The organism is Nonomuraea sediminis (genome assembly GCF_018531495.1).
In the GTDB taxonomy this organism is placed as follows: domain Bacteria; phylum Actinomycetota; class Actinomycetes; order Streptosporangiales; family Streptosporangiaceae; genus Nonomuraea; species Nonomuraea sediminis.
Genome location: NZ_JAHDTI010000010.1, coordinates 164,705 through 189,888, shown reverse-complemented (window position 1 = coordinate 189,888; position 25,184 = coordinate 164,705). Strand labels below are relative to the sequence as shown.

Genomic DNA, 25,184 nt, shown 5'->3' with positions numbered 1-25,184 from the left:
AATATCATATTATTAAGGAGAAAATCTCACATATACGTTTACTTTGATGTTTATACGAGAAAACCTGTTTTCATTGCTTTACCTACTGCACAGCGAGGGGGTGCAGTGGACAGTGGACGAACAACCCAGCAGACGTGACGTCCTCCGTGGCGCTCTGGCGGCGGGGGCCGCGCTGAGCCTCACCGGGAGCCTCAGCTCCTGCGGAGCACGCCCCGACGCGCCGCGCACCATGAGCGGCGGCGACCAGTGGCGCCAGTTCCAGGGCGCCACCTTGAACTTCATCTCGGAGAACACCGCTCCGACCGCGGCCATCGCCGCCGACCTCAGCCCGTTCACCAAGCTGACCGGGATCAACGTCAACATCGTGACGCTCGAGCTGACCGCGCTGGTCCAGCGGGTCGCCCTGGACCTGGCCTCCGGCCGGGCCCAGTACCAGGTGATCTACGCCGACCCCTACCAGGTGCTCGCGCCATACCACAAAGGGCTGGTGAACCTGCGCACGATGCAGGCCGATCCGAACCTGCCCGACCTGCCCGGCGGCTGGGGTGACTTCATCCCCGCCCAGCTGGACGCCGCCGGCAAGTTCGTCGAGCCTGAGCCGATCTACACGCTGCCGTACGACGCGCCGACGATGATCTGGCAGTTCCGGCAGGACCTGTTCACCAAGTACCACGACCGCATGGCCAACGACCTCGGGTTCGATCCGACCCCGGGCGGCGAGCGGACGTGGGAGGAGTACTACAAGATCGCCGACTGGTTCGGCAAGAACGCGACGGCGGACGTCAAGTACGGCACCGGACACCAGGCACGCCAGCACGACTCGCTGATGAACGACTTCAGCAACGTGCTGTGGTCCTACGGCGGCGCCTACTTCGACCATGGCAAGGAGGTCGGCCGGCTGGGAGCGGTCGACCCGGGCCCGTGCCGCCTCGACTCCGAGGCCGCGATCGCGGGCGCGGAGTTCTACAACCGCCTGCTCGCCATCGCCGACCCCGCCTCCAAGACGTGGGACTGGGACGGCGTAGGTGCCGCCTTCCGCGGCGGCCGGCTGGCGATGTGCCCGAACTGGCATGAGTTCGCGGCCAGCAACGAGCAGGTGATGCCGGGCAAGGCCGGCTACGCGCCGCTGCCCAAGGGCCCGGCGGGCACCGCGAACATGTACGGCGGCACCGGCGTGGGCATCAGCGCGAACACGCTGCCCCACGAGCGGGGCGCGGCCTGGCTGTTCATCGTGTGGGCCACCGCGCCGCAGACGCAGCTGGCCAACCTCAAGAGCAAGGCGGGCGGCGGCACACCGACACGCACGTCCGTCTACGAGCTCCCCGAGGTACGCGCCGCCGAGCACCGGCCGTCGCAGATGCCCAACATGCTCACCGCCGCCGCCGTACGGCAGGCCTGGCAGCCCGACAAGATCGGCCTGCGACCCAAGATCCCGATGTGGAACGAGTGCAACACCGCGATCTTCACCGGGCTGTCCCGGATGCTCACCGGAGGCGCGTCGCCGGAGGAGACGATGCGCTCGATCAAGGGGCGGGTGGACACGATCGTGGCGCGAGGGTGGGTGGCTTAGATGGCTCACCGTGCGGTGTCGACCCCGATGGTCGGCCAATACGCCAAGCCCGAGGTCCACGCTCCGAAGAGGCGGATCGGCTTCGAAGGCAAGATGATGACGCCCGGCCTGATCCTGCTGGCCTCGCTGTCGATCCTGCCCTTCCTCGCGCTGATCGCGATGAGCTTCTCCCGGGTGCGGCTGCTGGGCGGGGTGAATCTCAACTGGATCGGCCTGGGCAACTGGGTTCGCTTCTTCACCGACGGCGATCTGTGGATGGCCTGGCTCCGCACGATCGTCTACTTCGTGCTCACGGTCGGGCTGGAGATGTGCCTGGGCGTCGGCCTGGCACTGCTGCTGTGGCGGGTGCTGCGTGGCCGCAGCATCCTGCTCAGCCTGCTGCTGCTGCCGATGTTCGCCGCGCCCTCGATCGTCGGCCTGCTGGGGCGCTATCTCACCGACTCGACCTTCGGGCTCTACGCCTGGATACTGCACGGCTTCGGCTATTCGGGGGACATCCTCGGCACGCCCATCAGCGCCTTCGCCGCCGTCGTGCTGATGGACGTCTGGGAGTGGACGCCGCTGATCGCCCTGATCACGCTCGCGGGGCTGACCGGCGTGTCCCAGTCGGTGCGCGAGGCCGCCGCCGTCGACGGCGCCAGGGGATGGTTGACGCTGCGGTACATCATCTTCCCCGCGATCGCCAACGTGCTGCTCGTCGCGCTGCTCATCCGCTCGATGGACGCGGTGCGCTACTTCGACATCATCTGGGTCACCACCGGCGGCGGGCCCGCCGACGCGACCAAGATCGTGCCGGTGCTGCTGTACGAGACCGCGTTCCGCTTCTTCAACCTCGGCTACGCCGCGGCCATGGGTCTCGCGATGCTGGCCTTCTCGATCTTCATCGCCCGCACCTTCGTCCGGATCCTGGACGTGAGGGGGTTGACCCGATGACCACCGTTACCGCCGCTCCGCGAGGGGTGCCGCAGTCACCGCTGGAGGAGAGCAGCCGCCGCTCGCGCTGGATCGTGGCGATCCTCCTCGTCCTGGCCCTGCTCTGGACGCTGGTCCCGCTCATCTGGATGGTGATGTCGTCCTTCAAGAACTCCAAGGATGTCACCGCGTCCACGCCGGTGTTCCTGTTCCAGCCGGTGATAGACAACTACCGCAACCTGTTCACCGGGGCGAACAACCTGTGGCCCTACATCTGGCACAGCGTGCTCGCCGCCGGGATCTCCGCGATCCTGGCGGTCAGCCTGGGCGCGCTCGCCGGATACGGCCTGGCACGGACCACGATGCACGGGAAGCGGCACGTGTCGTTCTGGATCATCTCCACCCGTATGGCGCCCATCGCCGCCATCGTGCTCCCGCTGTTCCTCATCTTCCGCGGGCTCGGGCTGATCGACTCCATTCCCGGGCTGGTGCTCGCCTACCTCACCTTCAACCTGCCGTTCGCCATCTGGTTGATGAGCGCGTTCTTCGCCGAGGTGCCGCCGTCGCTTGAGGAGTCGGCGCTCGTCGCGGGCTGCACCCGCTGGCAGGCCTTCTGGACGGTCATCCTGCCGCTGACCAAGTCGGGACTGGTCACCACCTTCATCCTGTGCCTGGTCTTCGCCTGGAACGACTACGCCTTCGCGGTGGTCTTCTCCGGGCCGAACTCGCAGACGCTGCCCATCGCCGCCTCCCAGCTGGTCACCCAGACCGGTGTCGACTGGGGCCAGCTCGCCGCCATCGGGACGATCGTGGTCGTGCCGATGATGCTGGCCGGCCTCGCCGTGCGCAAATGGCTGGTCACCGGGCTCACCCTCGGTGCCGTGACCGGAGAGTAGGACGCATGCGCGCGGCCGTACTGCATGGCGTCGGCAAGATCGTGCTGGAGGAGCGGCCCAGGCCCGAGCCGGGCCCGCGGGAGGTGCTCGTCCAGGTCGCCTCCGTCGGAACGTGCGGTTCCGACGTGCACTACTACGAGCACGGCCGGATCGGCGACTTCGTGGTCGAATCGCCACTGGTGCTCGGGCACGAGCCGTCGGGGACCGTGGTCGCCGACGGCTCCGACGTCACCCGCCACCGGCGGGGGCAGCGCGTGTCGCTGGAGCCCGGGGTGCCCGACTTCACCTGCGTGCAGTGCCGGGCCGGCAGGTACAACCTCTGCCCCGGGATGCGGTTCTTCGGCACGCCGCCGATCGACGGCGCCTTCTGCGAATACGTCACGCTGCACGAGGAGTTCGCCCATCCGGTTCCCGACAGCCTGTCCGACGACGCGGCCGCCCTGATCGAGCCGCTGTCGGTGGGCGTGTGGGCCTGCAGGAAGGCGCGGGTCGAGCCGGGCAGCCGCGTGCTCGTCACCGGCGCCGGCCCGGTCGGGCTGCTGTGCATGCAGGCTGCGCTCGCCTTCGGCGCCACCGACGTCATGATCACCGACATCAACATGGCCCGCCTGCGCCTGGCACGCGAGCTCGGCGCGAGCGAGACCCTCGACGTGCGCGAGAACAGCCTGTCCGACGCCGGGTTCGAGCCCGACGTGCTGCTCGAGTGCTCGGGCCATCCGGCCGCCGTCGGCGAGGCCATCCGTGCCGTCGGCCGGGCGGGACGCGTCGTCCTGGTCGGCATGGGCGGCGAGGAGATCCCGCTGCCTCTGGCTCACGTGCAGACCCGCGAGCTCGAGGTCACGGGCACCTTCCGCTACGCCAACACCTGGCCGCAGGCCATCGCGCTCGCCGCTTCAGGACGCGTCACGCTGGACGCCCTCGTCACCGGCCACCACGGCCTGGACGAGGTGGAACACGCGCTCAGGGCAGGTAGCCGACATCCCGAGGTGGTCAAGACCGTTGTACGACCCCTGGAGTGATGGCATGGCGAGAGCCAGGACCACGACCGCAGGCCTCGAGGAGCGACGGCGGGCGGTGCTCACGCGCGTCGCCGCAGCGGGGGAGGCGGGCATCGCCGAGCTGGCGGGGGAGTTCGGCGTCAGCCTGATGACCATGCATCGGGACCTGGACGCGCTGGCCGGCCGTTCCCTGCTGCGCAAGTACCGCGGCCGCGCGGTGATCGTCGCGGCCGTCACCACCGAGGTCCCCGCGGAACTGCGCAGGCAGGTCCGGCTGGCGGAGAAGGAAGCGATCGCCGAGGCCGCCCTGGGGCTGCTGCCGCCCAGAGGAGTGATCCTCATGGACGACTCCACGACGCTGTTCCCCCTGGCCCGGCGGCTCGACGAGCGCGGCGCCTACACGGTGGTCACCAACTCCGTCTTGATCGCGCGCATCGTGGCCGCCACCGAGCGCAGCGAAGCGGTGCTGCTGGGCGGCGACTACCAGAGCGTCTTCGACTCGACGGTCGGGCCCGAGGTGTCACGCGCCCTGCAGCGGCTGCACGCAGACCTGGCGCTCATGTCGGCGGTCGCCATCACCCGCGGCCGCCTCTACCACCCGATCCGGGGCCACGCCGCGGTCAAGGAGGCGATGCTCGACGCGTCCGGGCAGCACCTGCTGCTCGTGGACTCCACCAAGTTCGGCCGCCACGCGCCCTTCAGCCACCGCGACGTCAGCGCCTACGACGCCGTGATCACCGATCGGGGCGTACCGCAGGACGAGGAGCGGGCCGTCCGCAGGCTCGGCGCCCGCCTGCTGCTCGTCGACGTCCCGTACGGCCGGCCGCGAATGTAAGGAGAGACCGATGGCGAAAGTCACTTACGACCAGGCGACTCGCGTCTACCCGGGAACGGTACGACCCGCGGTGGACGCGCTCGACCTCGACATCACCGACGGCGAGTTCCTGGTCCTCGTGGGGCCGTCGGGCTGCGGGAAGTCCACGTCGCTGCGCATGCTGGCAGGGCTCGAACGGGTCGACGGCGGCCGGATCAGCATCGGCGAGCGTGACGTCACCCATCTGGCGCCCCGCGACAGGGACATCGCGATGGTGTTCCAGAACTACGCGCTCTACCCGCACATGTCCGTGGCCGACAACATGGGATTCGCGCTGCGAGTGATCAAGGCGCCGAAGGAGGAGCGCGACCGCCGGGTCCGCGAGGCCGCGCGCCTGCTCGACCTGGAGGAGTTCCTGGACCGCAAGCCGAAGGAGCTGTCCGGAGGGCAGCGCCAGCGCGTGGCCATGGGCCGGGCGATCGTGCGCGAGCCGAAGGTGTTCCTGATGGACGAGCCGCTGTCCAACCTGGACGCCAAGTTGCGCGTGCAGACCCGCACCCAGGTCGCGGCCCTGCAGCGCCGGCTCGGGACGACGACGGTCTACGTGACCCACGACCAGGTCGAGGCCATGACGATGGGCGACAGGGTGGCCGTGCTCAAGGACGGCCTGCTCCAGCAGGTCAACACGCCGCTGCAGCTGTACCAGCACCCGGAGAACGTGTTCGTGGCCGGCTTCATCGGCTCTCCGGCGATGAACCTCGCGGAGTACCGCGTCGACGGCGAGCACGCCGTCCTCGGCGACATGCGGATCCTGCTGCCGCGCGAGACGCTGCAGGCGCTCAAGCACGAAGGCAGCGACCGGGTCATCCTGGGCTTCAGGCCCGAGGGCGTCGACGTGGTCGGCGAGGGCGACACCAGCGAGTCGACCTTCCCCGTCGTCGTCACGGTCGTCGAGGAGCTCGGCTCGGACGCCTTCCTGTACGGCCAGTACGTCGACACCGACGATCCGGCGCTGCGGGACCAGACCGTCATCGCGCGGGTCGACCCGAACGCGCCGCCGGCCAAGGGCGAGCGGGTACGGCTGCGCATCCGTCCCGGGAAGGAGCGCCTGTTCTCCGCGGTCACCGGCCAGCGACTGCCCGCCGGAGACCACGACACCTGATCGCCGACGAGGTTGCAGCCCTGTGACGGTATCGTGGAACTGCTTTGTAAGCTTTTCCGCGATATCGGCAGGGTCATGGGACGAAACCTTCAATACGTCAAGCGCCTCAGGCCGGTCGACCTGGCGCGCGAGCACGGTCTGTCCACGCAGGCGGTCAGGAATTACGAGGAGGCGGGCATCCTGCCCGCCGCCGAACGCACCCCTCACGGCTATCGGACCTACACGCCGCTGCACGCACAAGCCCTGCGCGCCTTCCTCGCCCTCGTGCCAGGACACGGCCACGCGACCGCCACGTCGATCATGCAGGCGATCAACCGGGACGTGACAGAGGACGCGCTGCGGATCATCGACGAGAGCCACGCCCAGCTCCTCGACGACCGCCGCACCCTGCAGGCCGTCGAAGCCGCGCTCCGCGACCTGGCCCCCGTGCCGCAGGAACGCGGCGACACCTTCATCGGCCCCCTGGCGAAGAGGCTCGGTCTTCGCCCGGCCACGCTGCGCAAATGGGAACACGCCGGCCTGGTCCAGCCGCGCCGCGACCCGCTGACGGGCTACCGGGTCTACAGCGCGTCCGACGTACGCGACGCCCGGCTGGCCCACCAGCTCAGACGGGGCGGCTACCTGCTGGAGCAGATCGCCCCGCTGATCGCCCAGGTCCGCTCCGCCGGAGGCGTCGCACCGCTGGAGTCGACCCTGCGCAACTGGCACGCCCGTCTCGCCACCAGGAGTCGCGCCATGCTCACCGCCGCCGCCGCTCTGGAGGCCTACCTCACCGACCGACCGGCATGACCCGGCCTCCACGCCCGCGTGACCTGCTCAGGCGGTCGCGAGGAGTTCCAGGGAGAGGTGTGAGGACAGCGCGCGGAGGAAGTCGGCCGCGTCGAACATCTCACCGGCGGAGGCGACGCCGGTCGTCCTGGTGCGTCCCGTGAGGATGCGTTCGACCGCTTCGACCGCGAGCGGCGCGGTGACGGCGTAGATGTCCTGGCCGCTCGCCACGGCTCGCCGTTCACGCGAGCCCGAGCGTACGACGACGTCGACGAGGAACGTCTGCGCGGACCGGCCGTGCTCGTCGGCCGCGACCGGCGCCGGCGTGTCCTGGGCCGACACGTCCCTGGCCGCCTCGACCGTCATGTAGGTGCGCACCTCGGGGATGGGCAGGTGGCTGGGGACGGTGACGACGTCGGCCATCGTGAACTCGCCGATGACCGCCCGCGGACCCATCGGAGCGGGGAAGGTCCACTCCAGGGCCGGCGGGTCGTCGTGGCGGTACTCCAGCCGCCCGCCGGTGTAGCGGACGCGCCGGCCGTCCCGCCGCCGGCGGGAGACCGCCCCCGCGGTTCGGGTCCCCTCGGTGGGGTGCCAGCTGTTCAGCCCGTACGCGATGTGCGCCTCGTCGGCCTCCGTCCAGTCGCCCATCGCGGCGGTGACCATCAGGTCGCCGAGCCCGCCGTAGAAGGCCATCGCGGGGACGACCACCGTGCCGGCGGCGCGGGCCCGGTCGGCGAAGTGCGCGAACGTGTCGAGGTTGGCCTCGATCTCGGCCGCCACGTCCACGTACGGGATCCCGGCGCGCAGTGCCGCCTCGATCACGGGAGCGGCCGTCGTGGCGAAGGGCCCGGCGCAGTTGATCACGGCGACCGTACCGGCCAGTGCGCGGTCGAGCGAGGCCGGGTCGTCGGCGGACGCGGGGCGGGCGTCGAGTCCGGGGTGCGCCGCCGCGAGCTTGCCGGCGTCGCGGCCGGAGACCACCGGGAGGAAGCCGCGCTCCCGCAGCCGCGCCACCACGAACCGCCCTGTGTGCCCGTAAGCACCGAATACCGCCACCGACTTCATGGGTTTCTCCCCGCGCTCGCATGATGTGCCGCCGCCATCCTGGCGAAGGCGGGCATCTCACCGTGAGCGTCTGGAACGCCATGATGCATACAATTCCGGACATGGTCGCTGTCGCGCTGGCCGTCACCGACGGGATGCTGCACCTCGAACTGTCCATGGCATACGAGGTCTTCGGCACCGCCCCGGACGGCGTGGCGGACCCCTGGTACAGCCTCGTCGTCTGCGGGCCAGGCACCGTGCGAGCCGGGCGGTTCCTGCTGGAGCCCGACCACGGCCTGGACAGGCTCGCGCGTGCGGACACCGTGATCATTCCCGGCTGGGCCGACGTCGACGTCGATCCGCCCGCCGACCTGGTCGACGCGGTGCGCGCGGCCCACGAGGCAGGCGCGCGGGTGGTGTCCCTCTGCACGGGCGCGTTCGTGCTGGCCGCCGCGGGGCTGCTGAACGGCAGGCGGGCGACCACCCACTGGGCGCACACCCGCGTCCTGGCCGCCCGCTATCCGCAGGTGGAGGTGGATCCGGACGTCCTCTACGTGGACAACGGCAGCGTGCTCACCTCCGCGGGCAAGGCGGCCGCCATGGATCTGTGCCTGCACCTCGTCCGGCTCGACCGCGGCTCGTCGGTCGCCAACGCGGTCGCCCGCCGCCTGGTCGTGCCGCCGCACAGGGACGGCGGCCAGGCCCAGTTCGTCACCACTCCCGTGCCCGCCCCGGGCAACCACCCGCTCGCCGGGCTCTTCCCCTGGGTGATCGAACGGCTGGGTCAGCCGCTGACCGTGGAGGACCTGGCCAGGCAGGCGGGCATGAGCGCGCGCAACCTGGGCCGCCACTTCAGGTCGGTGACCGGGACGACGCCGCTGCAATGGTTGCTGACCCAGCGGATCCGCCACGCCCAGGAGCTGCTGGAGACGACCGACGACGGCGTCGACGCCATCGCGACGGCCACCGGCATGGGCACCGCCACGACGCTGCGCCGCCACTTCAGCCGGACGGTCGGCGTGCCACCGGACACCTACCGCCGCACCTTCCGCGCCAGGACCGCCGGCGGGTCACCGTACGACCGCCCATGAGCCGGCGGCTGCCCTGGTCGGTGTCGCCGTGCCCGGTCATGCCTGCGGCGTAGGTGAGTACTCCCGGCGTCGTAGGCAGGCCGGTCGTTGATCCCGGGGCAGTAGCGGCAGATGACTTCGCCTGTGCGACGCCCCTGAGCAGCGCCTGGACGACGATTGCGGTCATGCGGATCCACGGGGCCTGCCGTACCCGTGGATTGATCACGAGAGGACCGCTGTCTTGAAGAACCGAGTGGAGACGTCCGCGAGCGCGGGGTTGGTGGCGGCAGTTCCCGCACCTGAGGAGACGAGTGCTGTGCCGGCCGCCGGCCCGAGCTCGACGACCGGTTTCGATCCCGCGGCGCTGAAGTCCGCCTTGGACGGCGTCCACCGCGCGGGGATGCCGGGCGTGTACGCCGAGGTGCGCGATGGCGACCGGGTATGGCGCGGCGCTTCGGGCGTCGCCGATGTCAGGACCGGAGAGCCCGTCACGCCCGACATGCTGCAGCGCGTCGGCAGCATCACCAAGACCTTCACCGCCGCCGCGATCCTGCAGGAGGTCGAGAAGGGGCGGATCCGGCTCGACGCGCCGATCGGCGACCACCTTCCGTGGCTGGTGCCGGGGGAGCGCGGGGAGAAGATCACGGTTCGGATGCTGCTCAACCACACCAGCGGCCTCGCCGAGTACCTGCCCTACGCGTTCCCGTCCCTCGCGAAGCTTCCTTCCCTGCCGGACATTTCGCCCGAGAGCCTGGACGACAACCGGCTCAGGAGCTTCAGCCCGGCCGAGCTGATCGAGATGGGGCTCACGGCGCCCGCCGTAGGCGAGCCCGGAAGCTCGCCGGGGGTGTACTCCAACACCAACTACCTGATCCTCGGCTTGCTCCTGGAGCAGGTGACCGGAACCACTGCCGAGCAGTGCATCACTCAGAACGTCATCGACCGCGCCGGGCTCAGGCACACCACGTTCCCTGACGGGCCGCGTCTCGAGGGGCCGCACCCGCGGATGTACGAGGCGATGTACGGCCTGATCGACCCGCCGCGCGACTACAGCGTCTACGACATGTCCTGGGTGGGGCCGGGGGCCGCCCTGGTGTCGACCCCGGAGGATCTCAACCGTTTCTACGGGATGCTCTTCGGCGGCGAGATCGTCAACTCTTCCTCGCTGGCGCAGATGCGGCGTACGGTCCCGGTCCGGACCCAGGACGGGCAGCGCACGATCGAGTACGGCCTCGGTCTCCAGAAGGTCGAGATCCCGGGTTGCGGCACCTTCTGGGGCCACGAGGGCACGGCCTGGGGAGCCGTGACGATGTCCCTGGCAAGCGCCGACGGCAAGCGGCAGCTGTCCGTCGCGCTGAACCTCGCCAGGTGGAACGAGCCGGACTCCTCGGGCAGGCCGCAACGCCACCCCATCGACGACGCGCTGTCGGCCTTCACCCGGCAAGCGCTCTACGAGGGCTGAACTGCGGTGATGACATGACCGTCGTCCCGATCGATCTCTTCGCCTCCTCCATCCACCTTCGCCAAGGCGGCACGATCCACGCCAGGAAGCCGGCAAAGGACCCCGACCAGGACGCCTGGCAGCTCACGGCCTTCCACGCGAAGACCGACGCCGACGTCCACGCCGATCACTGGGAGATCCACCCCGAGGCCGAGAAGATCGTGTCCTGCCTGATCGGGAAGATCCGCCTCTACCTCCGCCCGGAGCTGCCCGGACAGGAAGAGGAAGTGATCAGGCTGACGGCCGGAACCGCCGCCATCGTCCCGCGCGGACGCTGGCACCGCATCGAACTGGACGTCCCCAGCAACATCCTGACCATCACCCTGCCCCACGGCACCCGACTCCAGAAGCGAACCGGACCTTAGGAGGCGGCTGGTTGGAGGTCGCGCCCGAGGAAGGCCAGGAGGCGTCGATGGGCCGGGGCGCCGGCGGGGGCCGGTGCTTCGGCGGCGAACATGCCGGGGCGGCGGAAGGCGTCGAAGTCCATGCCGCGCATGGTGGTGAGCAGGTGCTCGCAGGCCTGCTCGTCGACGAGGTGTTCCTGGTCGGTGGCGACGGCCAGGTCCACGCCGTGCACCAGGACTTCGGTGAGGTGGATCAGCGCGGCCATCGGCCCGGGGACGGCACCGAACCCCAGGCGCACGGTCGTCTCCAGGGCGCCGGGGCGGTGCCAGGCCGCGCGATCGAGGTCGGCGGCGACGGCGAAGGCGGCGTGCGGGTCGCCGCCCAGCCAGTCGTCCTCGTGCGCGCCGGCGGGATCGGTGCCCGTGAGCTCGGCGGCGAAGATCCGCATGCCGCCGACCAGATGGTTGAGTTCGGTGCGCACGTCCCACTCCGGGCAGGGCGTGGGGGCGGCGAGCCGATCGTCGGTGATGCCCTTGACGATGCCGGCCGTCATGGCGATGGCCTGGTCGATCCGGTCGATCACGCTGCTCATCTCGATACTCCACATCTGTGTTCAGGAACCTCATAAAGCAGTCAAGGGCTGCATTAGGAGGACTGTAGGGGGCGCGCTCACGCAAACGCAAGTCATGACTGCGTTAAGGTGGCCGCATGCAGGAACAGGAGCGAGCCCGTCGCCCAGGCGGACGCAGCGCCCGCGTCCGCGCCGCCGTCCACCAAGCGGTCACCGGCCTGATCGCCGAACGCGGCTACGGCAACTTCACTGTGGGCGACGTCGCCGCCCGCGCAGGCGTGGCCGACACCAGCGTCTACCGCCGCTGGGGCAACCTCGAAGCCCTGCTCACGGACGTCGCGATCACCTGGCTCACCACGACCTCGCCCATCCCCGACACCGGCAGCCTGGACACCGACCTGCGCACCTACGCCGCCAACGTCGCCCGCGACGTCAGCGGCCCCGACGGCCTGGCAGTACTCCGCCTGGTCATCGCCCTGTCCACGGCGGGAGACGCCGGGGTCCAGGCACGCGACGCCTTCCTCGCCGAACGCGGACGCCAACTCCAGGTCATGCTCGACCGCGCCCGCACCCGAGGCGAACACCCCCCGGAAGGCCTGGACATCCTCGACCACCTCCTGGCCCCGATGTACGTCCGCATCCTGTTCGGCACCGGCCCCCTCACCCCCGCCTACGTCAACAGCCTGGTCACCCGCCTACTCACTCCCGAACGGATTCCGTGAGGTTCACAGGTCGCCGCGGTGCCAGGCCTCGGTTTCGGCTACCAGGGCGTTCTCGTCCGGCTTCGGGGGTCGGGCGTTAGCGGCCCAGTTCTGCAGGGCGCGGGCCAGTTGGAGGGCGTTGTCCGGCCGGGCGGTGCCGTGGACGGTGAAGAAGGTGACCAGGGGGTCGTTCGCGTCGCAGCGGGCGCACAGGAGGATTTCGCTGATGCACTGGACCTTGTTCGTCCAGGTGTGGGGGAGGCGTAGGACGGCGAGGACGCTGTCGGTGTGGCAGCGGGGGCATGGCCAGTCGCCGGTCATGCGTGGCCGATCGCGCCGGGGCCGAGCAGGGCCTTGACGTCGCCGTAGAACGCTGGTTCCGGCGCGATCCGGAACGGCTGGAGGTCCAGCAGGAGGCCGGTGGTGCCGGGGCGGTGCAGGTGCACGTGGACGGGCGCCCGGCCGGGATGGGTGGCCAGGATGTGTTTGAACTCGCGGACGAGGCGCCGGTTCAGCTGGGTTTCCCTGATCGAGATCACCACGGGTGGCTCGGTGTCGGGCTGGGAGACGTCGAGGAGGGTGATCTCCTCGCCGTAGACGCTCAACGACTCGTCGCGTACGTTGATGCGTCCCCGTACGGAGATCACCCGGTCCTGCGCCAGGGCCTCGCCGTACAGCGTGTAGGTCTTGGGGAAGATCAGGCACTCGACGGCGGCGTCGTGATCCTCGAGGGTGATGATCGCCCACGGGCTGCCCTGCTTGGTGACCTTGCGTTGCAGGCCGGAGATGATGCCGCTGAGGCGGGTCGCGCCTTCCTGCCTCCCGGAGGCCAGCAGGCCGGCGATGGTGGTGTCGCGGTTGGCCTCCAGGACGCGTTCCGCGCCGTCGAGCGGGTGACTGGAAACGTACAGGCCGAGCAGGTCGCGCTCGTAGGTCAGCAGGGTGGCCTTGTCCCACTCTCCCTCGGGGATCGCGATCGAGAAGGCGCTGCTGTGGGCGGGCTCGCCGAACAGCGAGTCCTGGCCACGAGCCTCGTTGCGCTTGACGTCGATGACGGCGTCGACGGCCTGCTCGTGGATCGCGACCAGGGCCTTGCGGTGGTGGCCCAGACTGTCGAAGGCGCCGGCCTTGGCCAGGGACTCGATGACGCGCTTGTTGCAGACGGCGGAGGGGACCTTGGCCAGGAAGTCGTTGAAGTCGGTGTAGGCGCCTTCGGCCTCCCGGGTGGCGACGATGGCGTCCACCACGCCGGCGCCGACGTTGCGCACGGCGCCCAGCCCGAAGCGGATGTCGGAGTCGACGGCGGCGAAGTTCAGCAGGCTGGCGTTGACGTCGGGAGGCAGCACCTTGATGCCGAGCCGCCGGCAGTCGGCCAGGTAAACGGCCATCTTGTCCTTGTCGTCGCCGACCGAGGTGAGCAGCGCGGCCAGGTACTCGCAGGGGTGGTTGGCCTTGAGGTAGGCGGTCCAGTACGAGACCAGGCCGTACCCGGCGGTGTGCGACTTGTTGAAGCCGTAGCCGCTGAAGGGGACCAGGACGTCCCAGACCGCCCGGATCGCCCCGGCGGAGAAGCCGCGCTCGCGCATCCCCGTGGAGAAGCGGTCCCATTCGGCGTCCAGGACCTCCTTCTTCTTCTTGCCCATCGCGCGGCGCAGCATGTCGGCGGCGCCGAGGGAGTAGCCGGCCAGTTGCTGGGCGATGGCCATGACCTGCTCCTGGAAGACGACCAGGTGGTAGGTGTCGCCCAGGATCGGCTCGAGCGCCTCCCCGAGCTCGGGGTGGATGGGCTCGACCGGCTGCTTGCCGGTCTTGCGCAGCGCGTAGTTGGTGTGCGCGTTCATCTCCATCGGGCCGGGCCTGTACAGCGCGTTCACCGCGGCGATGTCGGTGAACGTGGTCGGCTGCATCAGCTTCAGCAGGACCCGCATGCCGCCGCTGTCCAGTTGGAAGACGCCGAGCGTGTCACCGCGGGCCAGCAGTTCGTAGGTCGTGGCGTCGTCGATCGGGACGTCGAAGATGTCGATGTCGACGCCCTTGTTGGCGCGGACGCCCGCGATCGCGTCGCCGATCACGGTGAGGTTGCGCAGGCCGAGGAAGTCCATCTTGAGCAGGCCCATGTCCTCGGCCTGGGTGAACGGGAACCCGGTGATGACCGGGCCGTCGGCCTTGGGCTTGACCAGCGGGATCACGTCGATGAGCGGTTCGCTGGACAGGATCACGCCCGCGGCGTGGATCCCGGTGCCGCGGGTGAGCCCCTCGATGCCGGCCGCGGTGTCGATCACCCCTTTGACCTCGGGATCCTGCTCGTACATCTGCCGCAGCTCGGCCGCCTCGCCATGGCGGGGGTGCTGCCCGTCGTGGATCGCGGCCAGCGGGATCTCCTTGCCGCCCACCGCCGCGGGGAAGGCCTTGGTGATCCGGTCGCCCAGGGCGTACGGCAGGCCGAGCACGCGACACGAGTCCTTGATGGCGGCCTTGGCCTTGATGGTGCCGAATGTGACGATCTGGCAGACCCGGTCGTCGCCGTACTTGCGGGTGACGTAGTCGATCATCTCGTCGCGCCGCCGGTCGTCGAAGTCGAGGTCGACGTCGGGCATGGAGATGCGCTCGGGGTTGAGGAAGCGCTCGAAGATCAGTTTGTGCTCGATCGGGTCGAGCTGGGTGATCCCCGTGCAGTAGGCGACGATCGACCCGGTGGCCGAGCCGCGGCCGGGGCCGAGGCCGATGCCGTGGTCCCTGGCGTACCCGCAGATGTCGGCCACGACCAGGAAGTAGCCGGGGAAGCCCATGGTGTCGATGACCGACAGTTCGTAGTCGATGCGGTCGAGCACCTCGCGCGGCGGCTGCGCGCCGTAGCGCTTCCGCGCCCCTTCCAGGGTCTGCATGCGCAGCCAGCTCGACTCGGTCTCGCCCTCGGGAACGGGGAAGCGCGGGGTCAGGTCCCGGTGGGCGAACACGTCACCGTAGTCGCCGATCCGCTCGGCGATCAGCAGCGTGTTGTCGCAGGCACCCGGCACCTCCTCGTCCCAGAGCGCGCGCATCCGATCGGCGGGTTGGAGGTAGTAGCCGCTGCCGCTGAAGCGGAACCGGTTGGCGTCCTCGAGCCGCTTGCCCGTGCCCACGCACAGCAGCACGTCGTGCGCCCTGGCCTGGTCCTCGGTGACGTAGTGCGAGTCGTTGGTGGCCAGCGGTGGGAGGCCGAGCTGCTTGCCCAGCCTGAGGAGGTCGTCGCGGACGCGTCGTTCGATGGCCAGGCCGTGGTCCATCAGTTCCAGGAAATAGTTCTCGGCGCCGAAGATGTCGCGATATCGGGCGGCGGCCTCGACGGCCTGGCCGTACTGGCCGAGGCGCAGCCTGGTCTGCACCTCGCCTGACGGGCAGCCGGTCGTGGCGATGACGCCCTGGCCGTGCTCGGCGAGCAATTCATCATCCATGCGCGGATATTTCTGGACATGCCCTTCCAGCCACGCCCTCGACTGCAGGCGGAACAGGTTGCGCAGGCCGCGCGCGTCCGCCGCCCACATGGTCATGTGCGTGTACAGGCCGCGCCCGGACACGTCACCGCCCGCGCCGGTCTCGTCGTCCGACCGGCGCAGCGCGAGGTCGTCGCTGTAGTACACCGGCTGCCGGTGGTGCCGCGAGGCGGGGGCGACGTAGCTCTCGATGCCGATGATCGGCTTGACGCCCGTCCTGCGTGCCGTCTGGTAGAACTCGTACGCCCCGTGCACGTTGCCGTGGTCGGTCATCGCCACGGCCGGCATCCCCAGCCGGGAGACCTCGTCCATCAGCAGGCCGACCTTGGCGGCGCCGTCGAGCATGCTGTACTCGGTGTGCACGTGGAGATGCACGAATGACCCCACCGAAACCACCACTCCCAGTTGTAGGCTCCCTCGGGAACCCGAGCATTCGACCCGAGAGCAGGCAGGGTTGTCCAACAATCAACACGCCGACGGCTCACAACCACCGGTTGTGCCAGATCTGGACCTGGGAGCGATACGCGCCTTCGTGGCCGTCACCGAGGACCGCTCCTTCAGCGAGGCCGCGGCCCAGTTGGGGATCAGCCAGCAGGCCGTCTCCAAGCGGATCGCGAAGCTGGAGTCCGATCTCGGCGTCCGGCTGTTCTTCCGCTCGCGCAACGGGGCAGACCTCACCGAGGACGGCAGGGCGTTCCTGCACCACGCGCGCGCCCTCGTCGGCATCGCCGACCAGGCGCTCGACGTGCTACGCGGCCGGCGCCGCTCGCTCAGGGTCGACGTGCTCGACACCCGGCTCATCTCCGTCGAGCTGATCCGCTCCTTCCATCAGGCCGTCGAGGACGTCGACATCGACGTCATCACCTCCAACGGGCTCAGATCCGCGCGCGGCGCGCTCTCCCGCGGGTCCATCGACGCCGCCTTCGCCCGCGTCAGCGGGACCCTGGAGGAGGACCTCCGGTCCGTGCCCTCGTGCCTGGAGCCGGTGCACCTGCTGGTCGACCGCGATCACCCTCTCGCCGGCCTGCGGGAGGTCGAGATGGTACGGCTGGCCGGATCGACCATGTGGATGCCGGGCAACGTCCCTGACAGCGAGTGGGCCGAGTTCTACGCCTTCCTGGGTGAGGAGTTCGACATCCGGATCGACACCTCGGGGCCCGACTTCGGCTGGGAGTACTTCGTCGAGAAGATCGGCTCCGGTGAACGCGTCGCGCTCGTCGGGGTCGGGTGCCGGTTGCCCTGGCATCCGCGCACCGTCCAGATCCCGATCGTCGACCCCGTGCCCGTGTACCCGTGCTCGCTGATCTACCACCAGCAGAACCATCACCCGGTGCTGGCCCGGCTCATCCGCTTCGTCGCCGACAACTTCCGCCCCTTCGACCCGGACCGCCAGTGGCTCCCGGCCCCCGACCGCACCGCGTTCACCTGAAGGTTCACGGCCCCTGCCGGAAGCCGGGATCGAACCCCTCCGGGTCGAGCCAGTGCCGGGGGTCCCGGCTCGCCGGAGGGTGCGGGGTGATGACACTGCCCAGGCCGGGCTCGGCGCCACGTTCGGTGCTCACGGTCGACAGGCTGCCTCCGTTCGGGGAAACCGTACGGAAGAGCTCCATCACGTAGCGGTCGAGTGGCGTGAACGGGCCGCCGTCCGCCGTGTCCGGGCTGTTCGTCATCGTCCGCTCGAACCAAGGTGGAGGTCCCAGTAGAGGTCGAAGTAGTTCTGGTAGTACTCGTGCATCAACGGCTTGCCGGCGTTGGAATCGGCGAAGAGCCGGGCGAGGAAGCCGCGGACCTTGGGGGCGTACTTGGTCGCGGAGAGGTCTGGCGTGGTCGCCGAAGCGTAGATCTTCTTCCGTTCGTTGTCCGGACCGCGCTCCGTCTCGGGGACGCCACCGTCTCCTCACGCGCTCGACGCGGGAGATCGTCCCACCACTCGAGCCGCCTTCCCTGCTGTCCTGACGATCCTCGGCCTGTACGGCGCGCGGCGACAGCCGTTCGCTCAACCGCGCAGTTGGGCGTTGAGCCGTGCGGCCTGTCGCGTGAGGTGGTCGCGTTCGGGAAGGTTGGGCGCTGATCGGGCGGCCTCGGCGTAGAGCCGGGCCGCGGTCACCGGGTCACCGTCACGCTCGTGCAGGTACGCCGCGGCGGCGGTGTGCCGGGGCAGGTCGGGGTCGAGCTCCGCCAGGGCGGACAGCCCGGCCCGCGGGCCGTCGGCCTCGCCGACCGCGACGGCCCGGTTGAGGCGGGCCACCGGGTTGTCGGTGAGGCGCACCAGTTCGTCGTACCACTCGACGATCTGCACCCAGTCGGTCTCCCCGGCCGTGCGGGCGTCGGCGTGGAGCGCGGCGATGGCCGCCTGGGCCTGGAACTCGCCCAGCCGGTCGCGGGCGAGGGCTGCCTGGAGCACGTCGACGCCCTCGGCGATCAGGCAGGTGTCCCACAGGCCGCGGTCCTGCTCGGCAAGAGGCACGAGCCTGCCGTCGGGGCCCGTCCGTGCCGGACGCCGGGCGTGGTGGAGCAGCATGAGCGCGAGCAGGCCCGCGACCTCCTCATGCTTGGTCATTACGGCCAGCTGGCGAGTGAGCCGGATCGCCTCGGCAGCGAGGTCGACGTCGCCGGAGTAGCCCTCGTTGAAGACGAGGTAGAGGACGCGCAGCACGGTGGCGACGTCACCCGGCTGGTTGAGCCGTACGCCCGAGACGGTGCGCTTGGCCCGGCTGATGCGCTGGGCCATGGTCGTCTCCGGCACGAGATAGGCCTGCGCGATCTGACGCGTGGTCAGACCACCGACCGCCCGCAGCGTCAGCGCGACGGATGATGCCGGTGTCAGGGACGGGTGAGCGCACAGGAAGTACAGCTGGAGCGTGTCGTCCACCGCCTCGCCCGGGCCGGGCGCGGGCTCGCTCTCGATGCGTAGCTCGCGGTGCCGTCGCGAGGTTTCTGCGCGGGCGGCGTCGAGGAACTTGCGCCAGGCAACGGTGACCAGCCAGCCCTTGGCGTCCCGCGGCGGGTCGTCCTGCCACACGCGCACGGCCTCGACCAGGGCGTCCTGCACGGCATCCTCGGCCGCCGCGAAGTCGGCTCCACGACGGACGAGAACACTGATCACCGCGGGCACCAGCTCCCGCAGCAGCGACTCGTTCACTCGATCACCGTGAGCTGCTCGGCCATGAACGGGCGCACCTCGAGCCACTCGTGGATCGGCTTGCCACCCGCGCCCGGAGCCGCGGACAGCTCGCCGGCCAGCTCGAGCGCCCGCTCGTAGGTGTCGACGTCGATCACCATCCAGCCTGCGATCAGGTCCTTGGTCTCGGCGAACGGGCCGTCGGTGACCGGCGGCCGCCCCTCTCCGTCGTAGCGGACGAACGTGCCCTCCGGCAGGAGCGCCTGATGGTCGACGAGCTCGCCGGTGCCCACTAGCCGGGCGGCGAAGTCACGCATGTACTGCACGTGGGCCGAGAACTCCTCCGGCGTCCACTGCTCCATCGGCACGTCGTTGACCGCTGCCGGCGCGCCCCGGTAGTGCTTGAGCAGCAGGTACTTGGCCATCGTGTTTCTCCCTTGGTGTGGTACAGGCCCATTGTGGCCTTGTTCACTCCCGGGACGGAGCTTTCTCGAGATCCACTGAATCAGCGGCGTTCAGCCGCGCGGACCACCCGGTCATCTGCTTGCTCAGGCAGCGGTTCTCCATCCGACAGCCGCAGACCTCGACTGAGCATGGCGGTGGCGGCAAGCGATGCCACCGCCATCACGGCCATTGCCGCACCTGCGGGCAGGTGCTGCGCGATCAGACCGGCCAGCGTGCTGCCGACCGCCTGCATCGCCTTCATCCCGGTGACGTGCAGGCCCAGCGCCTGGCCGCGGACGTCCTCGCCGATCAGCGCGATCAGGCGCTCCTGCAGCAGCAGCGTGGACGCGAAGCCGATCGATGCCACCGCCGCGGCGCCGACCGCGACCGGCGTGCTGAGCGGTAACGCGAACAGCAGGTACGGCAGCGCGAGCAAGAACCGCAGCGGGGTGACGAACCGCCGCCGTGCCTCCGGCGACAGGAACCGTCCGGCGGCCAGATCGCCGAACAGCATGCCCAGCGCCGCCGCGACGAACAGCGCGGCTGCGGCCTGCGGTGCGTAGGGCACGAACAGCGCCTCGCAGCCGACCACCAGGCCGTTGGGTACCCACATCGACAGGTAGACGGCCCGGCGGGCCGGAGTGGACAGCAGATGCCGATTGACCCGCCAGGTAACCGCGATGGACGGGCGGCCGGACATCCGCGCCGGGCGGGCGCTGAGTCCCCACCGCAGGACCAGCGCGGCGCCGAAGGCCAGCGCCGCGCCGATGGTCAGCGTCGCGCGCGGCGACACCACCGTCAGCAGGATGCCACCAAGGGCGAAACCGGCGATCTGCATCGCCCCGACCGAGATGTTGAGGACCGACCGGCCGAGTACGTACCCGTCCGGCGGCACGATCTCGTTGAGCAGGCCGTACCGGACACCGCTGCCGACCGAGGTGACCAGGCCCATCACTGAGATCACCGCGAACATCGCCCACAGCGGCATGCCCGGCGTGGCCAGTGTCAAGCCGGCCGCGCCGGCGGCGAGCGTGGTGAGCGTCAGCGCCGCACGCGGCTGCACCCGGTCGGCCACCGACAGGAGCGTGGTCGCGCCGACGAGTTCGGCGAACGACGGCCCGAACATGCTCAACGCGGCCAGGAGCGGGGATTCCGTGCGGGCGTACACCAGTGTGGCGAGCGCGAGCCCGTTCAGCGTGGTCGAGGCGACGTGCGCGCATGAGGCCACGAACAGCGGCGTGAACTCGGGCGTTCGAAACAGTTCCCGGTAGGTACGCATGACCCCTCAGGTGCCCGAGATCTTCGCCGTCGTGGTGGGCCGGTACCGTACGCGGACGGCCGACCTGGGGTCGCCTTCGAGGCCGTGGAGGCGGATCGGCTCACCGCCGGGGTTGTCGTACAGCCGAATCCCGTCGCCGAGCAGGATCGGTGCGATGTGCAGGTCGATCTCGTCGATCAGTCCCAGTTCGAGAAGCTGAGCGCCGATGTTGGGCGAGAACACCCCGAGGTTCTTGCCGCCGGCCGCCGCCAGCGCGATCCGCACCGCCTCGGCCGGGCCACAGTTCAGGAACGTGACGTCGTCAGCGGGCGTGGCGTCCTCGGGGTGGTGGGTGAGCACGAAGATCGGTCCGTGCCAGGCGCCGCCCCATGGGCGGCTCCTGCCCACGGTCGCGTCCCAACCGTCTCGACCCCCCAACACCGCGCCCGTGCTCTCGATGTACTCGTCGATCAGGCCCGGACGGACCGTGAACCCGGTCATCCAGCCCATCTCGTGGTTCGGACCGGCCACCAACCCGTCAAGGGACATCGTGAAGCACCAGAGCACTTTTCCAGTCATGGCGTTTCCTTCTTTGCGGTTGGTCTCACCGACGAGCCTGCACTCAAGAGGTCGTATGCGTCTAATGCCACATTCGGCGAAAATCCATCGATAGTCTTGATGAATGCTCGATCTCGTACGGCTCCGCGTCCTGGCAGCGGTCGCCGCCCACGGCTCGGTCACCGAAGCGGCCCGGGCGTTGCACTATTCGCAGCCTTCGATCAGCCACCATCTGGCCCGGCTGGAAGCGGCGACAGGAGCCAGGCTGATCCAGCGCGCCGGGCGCGGCATCCGGCTCACCCCCGAGGGCGAGCTGCTCGCCCGCCGCGCGGCGGAGATCGTCGGCCGGGTCGACGCGGCCGGCGCTGAACTGGCCGCCCAGCTCGGGCTGCAGACCGGCCGGGTCCGCGTCGCGGCCTTCAGCTCGGCCCTGAGCGTCCTGGTCCCGCCGGCGGCCACGGCGCTGTCCCGGTCCTACCCGAACATCGAACTCCACCTGGCCGACGCCCATCCCGAGCTGGCATATCGGCAGCTGCGCGACGGCTCGGCCGACCTGGCCATCGTCTACCGCTACGACGACACCGTCCCGGACGACGGCATCCGCTACTCCTACCTCCTCGACGACCCGATGTACCTGCTCAGCAGGCACGCCGAGGAGACGCTCGCCGACCACCGGGACTCGACGTGGATCGCGGGCTGCGAGAACTGCCGCGGCGAGCTGGTCCAGTTCTGCGGCGCCGCCGGGTTCACCCCGCGCATCGCCTACGTCAGCGACGACATCGTCGTCGAGCAGGCCTTCGTCGCCGTCGGGCTCGGGGTCACCACCATGCCAGGACTCGCTCTGCGCTCACACCACGCGGAAGGGGTCGTTGCCAGCGAACTGACCGCGTTCCGGCGCCGGATCTACCTCGCCACGTTCGGCGAACCACCCGACCCGCCGGCCACCACCGCCTTCATCACCGCCCTGCGCACCACCACCAACGCCCTGCGACCCCCAGCCGACCTGGAGGCGTGACACACGGCTGTTCGTACGGCTGGCCGTTTCTGCGGCTTCTGCACCTGCGCGTGGCTAGCCCGGGTGAGCCGCGTCCTGGTGCGGATCGAGGCGATCGCGGCCTGCCGTACGGCCTGCTGTTCACCGAGACACTGTCGGGCAGGCGACGGACCGCGAGATGCTGTCGAGCATCAGGTCGAGGGTGAAGTCGAACCGCTGGTGTCCGCTGCCGGAGGTCAGTTCGGCGGCGTGCTCTCTGGTGTGGGGGAACCGTTCCGCGGGCAGGTTGCCGAGGCGGTCGAGGAGTTCGTCGCGGCTGAGGACCCATTCATGTCCCTGGTCGGTCTTTCGCGCGTGGACCAGGGAGATCTCCAGGGTGTATGCGGCGGTGTAGAGGGACAGCGAGTCCATTGCCCAGGCCGCGGTCTGGGGGTCAATTCCGCCGGCGAGCAGGATCGCCAGGATCGCTTCGCCGACCCGTAGGGTCTCCAGGTTGGTGGGGACGGCGGCCAGCGCGGCGCGGGAGATGCCGGGGTAGCGCAGGTATTGGTCGCGGATCTGGCCATAGACGCCGTGGATCTGCTCCCGCCACCGGGCCGGGTCCGGTTCGGGCAGCACGAGCTCGGAGCTGAGCCGTCCCACGATCAGATCGTCGATGTCGGCCTTGTTCACCACGTGCGCGTACAGCGAGGACGGGCTGGTGCCCAGCTCGCCGGTGATGGCGCGGATCGTCAACGCGTCGTAGCCCTGAGTCGCCACCACGTGCAGGGCGGCGTCGACGATCCTGTCAACGGTGAGGGGCTTCCGGCGCGGCTCGGGGTGAGCCGGGGCGCCGCCGGGCTGCAGGTGCCGGGCCGTCCGGCGTGCTCTCGGATCCATGCTCACCACCCTACTTTGACATGAACTATGTTCGTAGCCTAGAACTTAGTTCATGACTACTGAACAAAGTTCTCTGACCCTGTCGCTACGGAGGGCTTGGCTCGTGCTCGCGGTGGTGGTCATCGCCGACCTCATGGACGTGCTGGACTCCACCGTCGCCAACCTCGCCGGACCCTCGATCCGGGCTGATCTGGGCGGCAGCGACACCACCGTGCAGTGGGTCCTGGCCGCCTACACCGCGGCGTTCGCCCTCGGCCTGGTCACCTCCGGACGGCTGGGCGATCTGATCGGCCGCCGCCGCCTGTTCCTGCTCGGCATGGCCGGGTTCACCCTGTCCTCGCTGGCTTGCGGCCTCGCCCCCGGCGTCGGGTTCCTGATCGGCGCCCGCGCGCTGCAGGGCCTGTGCGGATCGGTGATGATCCCGCAAGGCTTCGCGCTGGTGAAGGTCGTCTTCCCGCCCGAGCACCTGCGCCGCGCCCTCATCCCGTTCGGCCCGATCATGGGCCTGGCCACCGTGGCCGGGCCGATCCTGGCCGGCTGGCTGCTGCACCTGGACCTGTTCGGCAGCCAGTGGCGCTCGATCTTCCTGATCAACGTCCCCATCGGCTTGGCCGCCTTGGGTCTGGGCCGGTACTTCCTGCCCCGCAACGCCGGCGAGGACACCAGCGCCCGGCTCGACCTGCGCGGCGTCGGCCTCCTCACCCTGGCCTCAGCCCTACTGATCATCCCGCTGGTCCAGGGCCGCGAACTCGGCTGGCCTTTCTGGACCTACGCCATGATGCCCGCCTCCATCCTGGTCCTCGCGCTGTTCGTGATCTCCGAACGCCGCAGCGCACATCCGGTGATCACCCCGTCGCTGTTCCGCAAGCGCAGCTTCGTCGTGGGCCTGGTCATCGTCTGCGGCTTCTACGCCGCACTCACCGGATTCCAGCTCGCCCTCAACCTGATGCTGCAACTCGGCGCGGACTGGACACCCCTGCACACCGGCCTCACCCTGATCCCCTGGGCCCTCGGGAGCGCCATCGCCGTCGGCCTCGCCGGAGCCTTCCTCGCCGAACGCCTCGGCCGCGCCACCCTCCAACTCGGCCTCGGCATCGCCGCCGTCGGGCTGATCGTGCTGTGGTGGACCATCGCCCACGGGCAGGACTCCCTGACCTCCTGGACTCTGGCGCCCGCGCTGCTGATCGCCGGTTTCGGTTCCGGCCTGGTGTTCATCCCCATCTTCGACTACGTCCTCGGCGAGGCCACCGCCGAAGAGGTCGGCACCGGATCGGGCATGCTCAACGCCGTCCAGCAGTTCGCCAACGCCATCGGCGCTGCCGCCCTCGGCACCGTCTTCTTCGCCCAGGCCGGGCATGGCGGCTTCTTCGACGCCGGTGAAGTCGTCACCGCACTCACCGCCGCCCTCTACCTGCTCACCCTGCTCCTGGTCGGCTTCCTGCCCAAACACGCCCAGCAAGCCCACGCCTGAGCCTCCGCTAACTCCCTGATGTACCGCAGCGGATCCGGAAGTCCCGGGCACACGGTGGCGTACCTCCTCACCGGCGCGGTCCGCCTCGGCCGCGCCGTACTCCGGGCACACTGTGGCGTACTTCCTCACCAGCACGGTCCGCCATGACCGCGCCGTACTCCGGGACCACCTCCTCCAGCGCCGCACGGACCTGCTCCTTGCCGACGCCCGCGATCTCGGTGGCCGTGGTCGGCGCAGCCCGGCGTCCCGCCTCGGCCGCCCTGGCGGCCACCTGCTCCGCGGCCCACATCGCCGTCACATCCACATGGGCGCTCTCCCGATCGACCAGCACGCTGTCGACGTTGGACGCCCGCTCCAACCGGGGCAGTATCCGCAACCGCTCCTCGGCGGACTTACGGCGGGCGCTGCTGATCACTGGTGCCCATCAGCAGCGCGTCCTGGCCAACCTCAGGGCACCCGCCGGATGGGAGGCGTCGAGCCCCAGGCATGGGCTGGACTCTCCCCCTGAGGGAGGCCTCATGCTTCTCCTGACGGTCCTGGTAGCCGGTCAAGGAAGTAGCGGGAGCCCGTGTGACCGTTCGCCGCGTCAGCATGACGAGTGCCGCAGGGCGCCCGTCGACGCGGACAGCGG

The 25,184-nt window shown here is 69.8% G+C and carries 25 protein-coding genes; 14 read left to right on the top strand and 11 right to left on the bottom strand.

Annotated elements, in window-relative coordinates:
- Positions 1-112: 112 nt before the first annotated feature.
- The 7 genes from KIK09_RS35505 to KIK09_RS35475 all read left to right on the top strand — a co-directional run bounded on the left by KIK09_RS35505 (position 113) and on the right by KIK09_RS35475 (position 7,141).
- Positions 113-1,570 (top strand): extracellular solute-binding protein, encoded by a 1,458-nt coding sequence (locus KIK09_RS35505; RefSeq protein WP_308164486.1) that lies wholly within the window; start codon positions 113-115, stop codon positions 1,568-1,570.
- Positions 1,571-2,503, top strand: coding sequence for a carbohydrate ABC transporter permease (locus KIK09_RS35500; RefSeq protein WP_214323817.1), 933 nt, complete (start codon positions 1,571-1,573; stop codon positions 2,501-2,503). It abuts the gene before it with no gap.
- Entirely contained in the window at positions 2,500-3,378 is an 879-nt protein-coding gene (locus KIK09_RS35495) for a carbohydrate ABC transporter permease (RefSeq protein WP_214323816.1), read from the top strand. The genes KIK09_RS35500 and KIK09_RS35495 overlap by 4 nt, the downstream gene beginning before the upstream one ends.
- 5 nt (positions 3,379-3,383) lie before the next feature.
- Complete coding sequence (locus tag KIK09_RS35490; RefSeq protein ID WP_214323815.1) at positions 3,384-4,397, top strand: NAD(P)-dependent alcohol dehydrogenase; 1,014 nt, start codon at positions 3,384-3,386, stop codon at positions 4,395-4,397.
- A gap of 4 nt (positions 4,398-4,401) precedes the next feature.
- Positions 4,402-5,211 carry a DeoR/GlpR family DNA-binding transcription regulator gene (locus KIK09_RS35485; protein WP_214323814.1) on the top strand — a complete coding sequence of 270 codons (810 nt, stop codon included), beginning with the start codon at positions 4,402-4,404 and terminating at the stop codon, positions 5,209-5,211.
- 10 nt (positions 5,212-5,221) lie between these two features.
- Positions 5,222-6,352: an ABC transporter ATP-binding protein gene (locus KIK09_RS35480; RefSeq protein ID WP_214323813.1), complete on the top strand. Its 1,131-nt coding sequence runs from the start codon at positions 5,222-5,224 to the stop codon at positions 6,350-6,352.
- A gap of 75 nt (positions 6,353-6,427) precedes the next feature.
- Entirely contained in the window at positions 6,428-7,141 is a 714-nt protein-coding gene (locus KIK09_RS35475) for a TioE family transcriptional regulator (RefSeq protein WP_214323812.1), read from the top strand.
- Positions 7,142-7,168: 27 nt separating this feature from the next.
- On the opposite strand, the gene KIK09_RS35470 is transcribed toward KIK09_RS35475, so the two are convergent.
- Positions 7,169-8,188 (bottom strand): saccharopine dehydrogenase family protein, encoded by a 1,020-nt coding sequence (locus KIK09_RS35470; protein WP_214323811.1) that lies wholly within the window; start codon positions 8,186-8,188, stop codon positions 7,169-7,171.
- Between the two features lie 101 nt (positions 8,189-8,289).
- Here KIK09_RS35470 and KIK09_RS35465 point away from each other — a divergent pair, with 101 nt between their 5' ends.
- The 3 genes from KIK09_RS35465 (at position 8,290) to KIK09_RS35455 (ending at position 11,103) form a co-directional block, all read left to right on the top strand.
- Positions 8,290-9,258, top strand: a complete 969-nt coding sequence (locus KIK09_RS35465; protein ID WP_214323810.1) for a helix-turn-helix domain-containing protein — start codon at positions 8,290-8,292, stop codon at positions 9,256-9,258.
- 295 nt (positions 9,259-9,553) lie between these two features.
- Complete coding sequence (locus KIK09_RS35460; RefSeq protein WP_308164485.1) at positions 9,554-10,699, top strand: serine hydrolase domain-containing protein; 1,146 nt, start codon at positions 9,554-9,556, stop codon at positions 10,697-10,699.
- Between the two features lie 14 nt (positions 10,700-10,713).
- On the top strand, positions 10,714-11,103 hold the full coding sequence (locus KIK09_RS35455; RefSeq protein WP_214323809.1) for a cupin domain-containing protein: 390 nt from the start codon (positions 10,714-10,716) through the stop codon (positions 11,101-11,103).
- Here KIK09_RS35455 and KIK09_RS35450 read toward each other — a convergent pair.
- Entirely contained in the window at positions 11,100-11,675 is a 576-nt protein-coding gene (locus KIK09_RS35450) for a TIGR03086 family metal-binding protein (RefSeq protein WP_214323808.1), read from the bottom strand. The two genes, KIK09_RS35455 and KIK09_RS35450, sit on opposite strands and share 4 nt — an antisense overlap.
- Positions 11,676-11,791: 116 nt before the next feature.
- On the opposite strand from KIK09_RS35450, the gene KIK09_RS35445 reads away from it, so the two are divergent.
- On the top strand, positions 11,792-12,376 hold the full coding sequence (locus KIK09_RS35445; protein WP_214323807.1) for a TetR/AcrR family transcriptional regulator: 585 nt from the start codon (positions 11,792-11,794) through the stop codon (positions 12,374-12,376).
- 3 nt (positions 12,377-12,379) lie between these two features.
- On the opposite strand, the gene KIK09_RS35440 is transcribed toward KIK09_RS35445, so the two are convergent.
- Both KIK09_RS35440 and dnaE read right to left on the bottom strand, forming a co-directional pair.
- On the bottom strand, positions 12,380-12,676 hold the full coding sequence (locus KIK09_RS35440; protein ID WP_214323806.1) for a DUF6300 family protein: 297 nt from the start codon (positions 12,674-12,676) through the stop codon (positions 12,380-12,382).
- Positions 12,673-16,224 carry a DNA polymerase III subunit alpha gene (dnaE, locus tag KIK09_RS35435; RefSeq protein ID WP_372455728.1) on the bottom strand — a complete coding sequence of 1,184 codons (3,552 nt, stop codon included), beginning with the start codon at positions 16,222-16,224 and terminating at the stop codon, positions 12,673-12,675. Before dnaE ends, KIK09_RS35440 begins: the two co-directional genes overlap by 4 nt.
- Positions 16,225-16,324: 100 nt before the next feature.
- Between dnaE and KIK09_RS35430 the strand changes: the two genes are divergently transcribed.
- Positions 16,325-17,257: a LysR family transcriptional regulator gene (locus KIK09_RS35430; protein WP_214323804.1), complete on the top strand. Its 933-nt coding sequence runs from the start codon at positions 16,325-16,327 to the stop codon at positions 17,255-17,257.
- A 4-nt stretch (positions 17,258-17,261) separates the two neighbouring features.
- Here KIK09_RS35430 and KIK09_RS35425 read toward each other — a convergent pair whose 3' ends face one another.
- The 5 genes from KIK09_RS35425 to KIK09_RS35405 form a co-directional block, all read right to left on the bottom strand.
- Complete coding sequence (locus KIK09_RS35425; protein WP_214323803.1) at positions 17,262-17,498, bottom strand: cytochrome P450; 237 nt, start codon at positions 17,496-17,498, stop codon at positions 17,262-17,264.
- A gap of 326 nt (positions 17,499-17,824) precedes the next feature.
- Positions 17,825-18,970: an RNA polymerase sigma factor gene (locus KIK09_RS35420; protein WP_214323802.1), complete on the bottom strand. Its 1,146-nt coding sequence runs from the start codon at positions 18,968-18,970 to the stop codon at positions 17,825-17,827.
- Entirely contained in the window at positions 18,967-19,374 is a 408-nt protein-coding gene (locus tag KIK09_RS35415; RefSeq protein WP_214323801.1) for a YciI family protein, read from the bottom strand. Before KIK09_RS35415 ends, KIK09_RS35420 begins: the two co-directional genes overlap by 4 nt.
- Before the next feature lie 80 nt (positions 19,375-19,454).
- On the bottom strand, positions 19,455-20,672 hold the full coding sequence (locus KIK09_RS35410; protein ID WP_214323800.1) for an MFS transporter: 1,218 nt from the start codon (positions 20,670-20,672) through the stop codon (positions 19,455-19,457).
- A gap of 6 nt (positions 20,673-20,678) precedes the next feature.
- Positions 20,679-21,230 (bottom strand): dihydrofolate reductase family protein, encoded by a 552-nt coding sequence (locus KIK09_RS35405; protein ID WP_214323799.1) that lies wholly within the window; start codon positions 21,228-21,230, stop codon positions 20,679-20,681.
- Positions 21,231-21,333: 103 nt separating this feature from the next.
- Here KIK09_RS35405 and KIK09_RS35400 point away from each other — a divergent pair, with 103 nt between their 5' ends.
- On the top strand, positions 21,334-22,224 hold the full coding sequence (locus KIK09_RS35400) for a LysR family transcriptional regulator (protein WP_214323798.1): 891 nt from the start codon (positions 21,334-21,336) through the stop codon (positions 22,222-22,224).
- A gap of 120 nt (positions 22,225-22,344) precedes the next feature.
- Here the strand turns inward: KIK09_RS35400 and KIK09_RS35395 are convergent, their stop codons facing one another.
- Positions 22,345-23,082 (bottom strand): TetR/AcrR family transcriptional regulator, encoded by a 738-nt coding sequence (locus tag KIK09_RS35395; protein WP_214323797.1) that lies wholly within the window; start codon positions 23,080-23,082, stop codon positions 22,345-22,347.
- 103 nt (positions 23,083-23,185) lie between these two features.
- Between KIK09_RS35395 and KIK09_RS35390 the strand changes: the two genes are divergently transcribed.
- Entirely contained in the window at positions 23,186-24,553 is a 1,368-nt protein-coding gene (locus tag KIK09_RS35390) for a DHA2 family efflux MFS transporter permease subunit (RefSeq protein ID WP_214323796.1), read from the top strand.
- Positions 24,554-24,620: 67 nt separating this feature from the next.
- On the opposite strand, the gene KIK09_RS35385 is transcribed toward KIK09_RS35390, so the two are convergent.
- A complete protein-coding gene (locus KIK09_RS35385; protein ID WP_214323795.1) occupies positions 24,621-24,968 on the bottom strand; it encodes a hypothetical protein in 348 nt (115 codons plus the stop codon).
- Between the last annotated feature and the right edge of the window lie 216 nt (positions 24,969-25,184).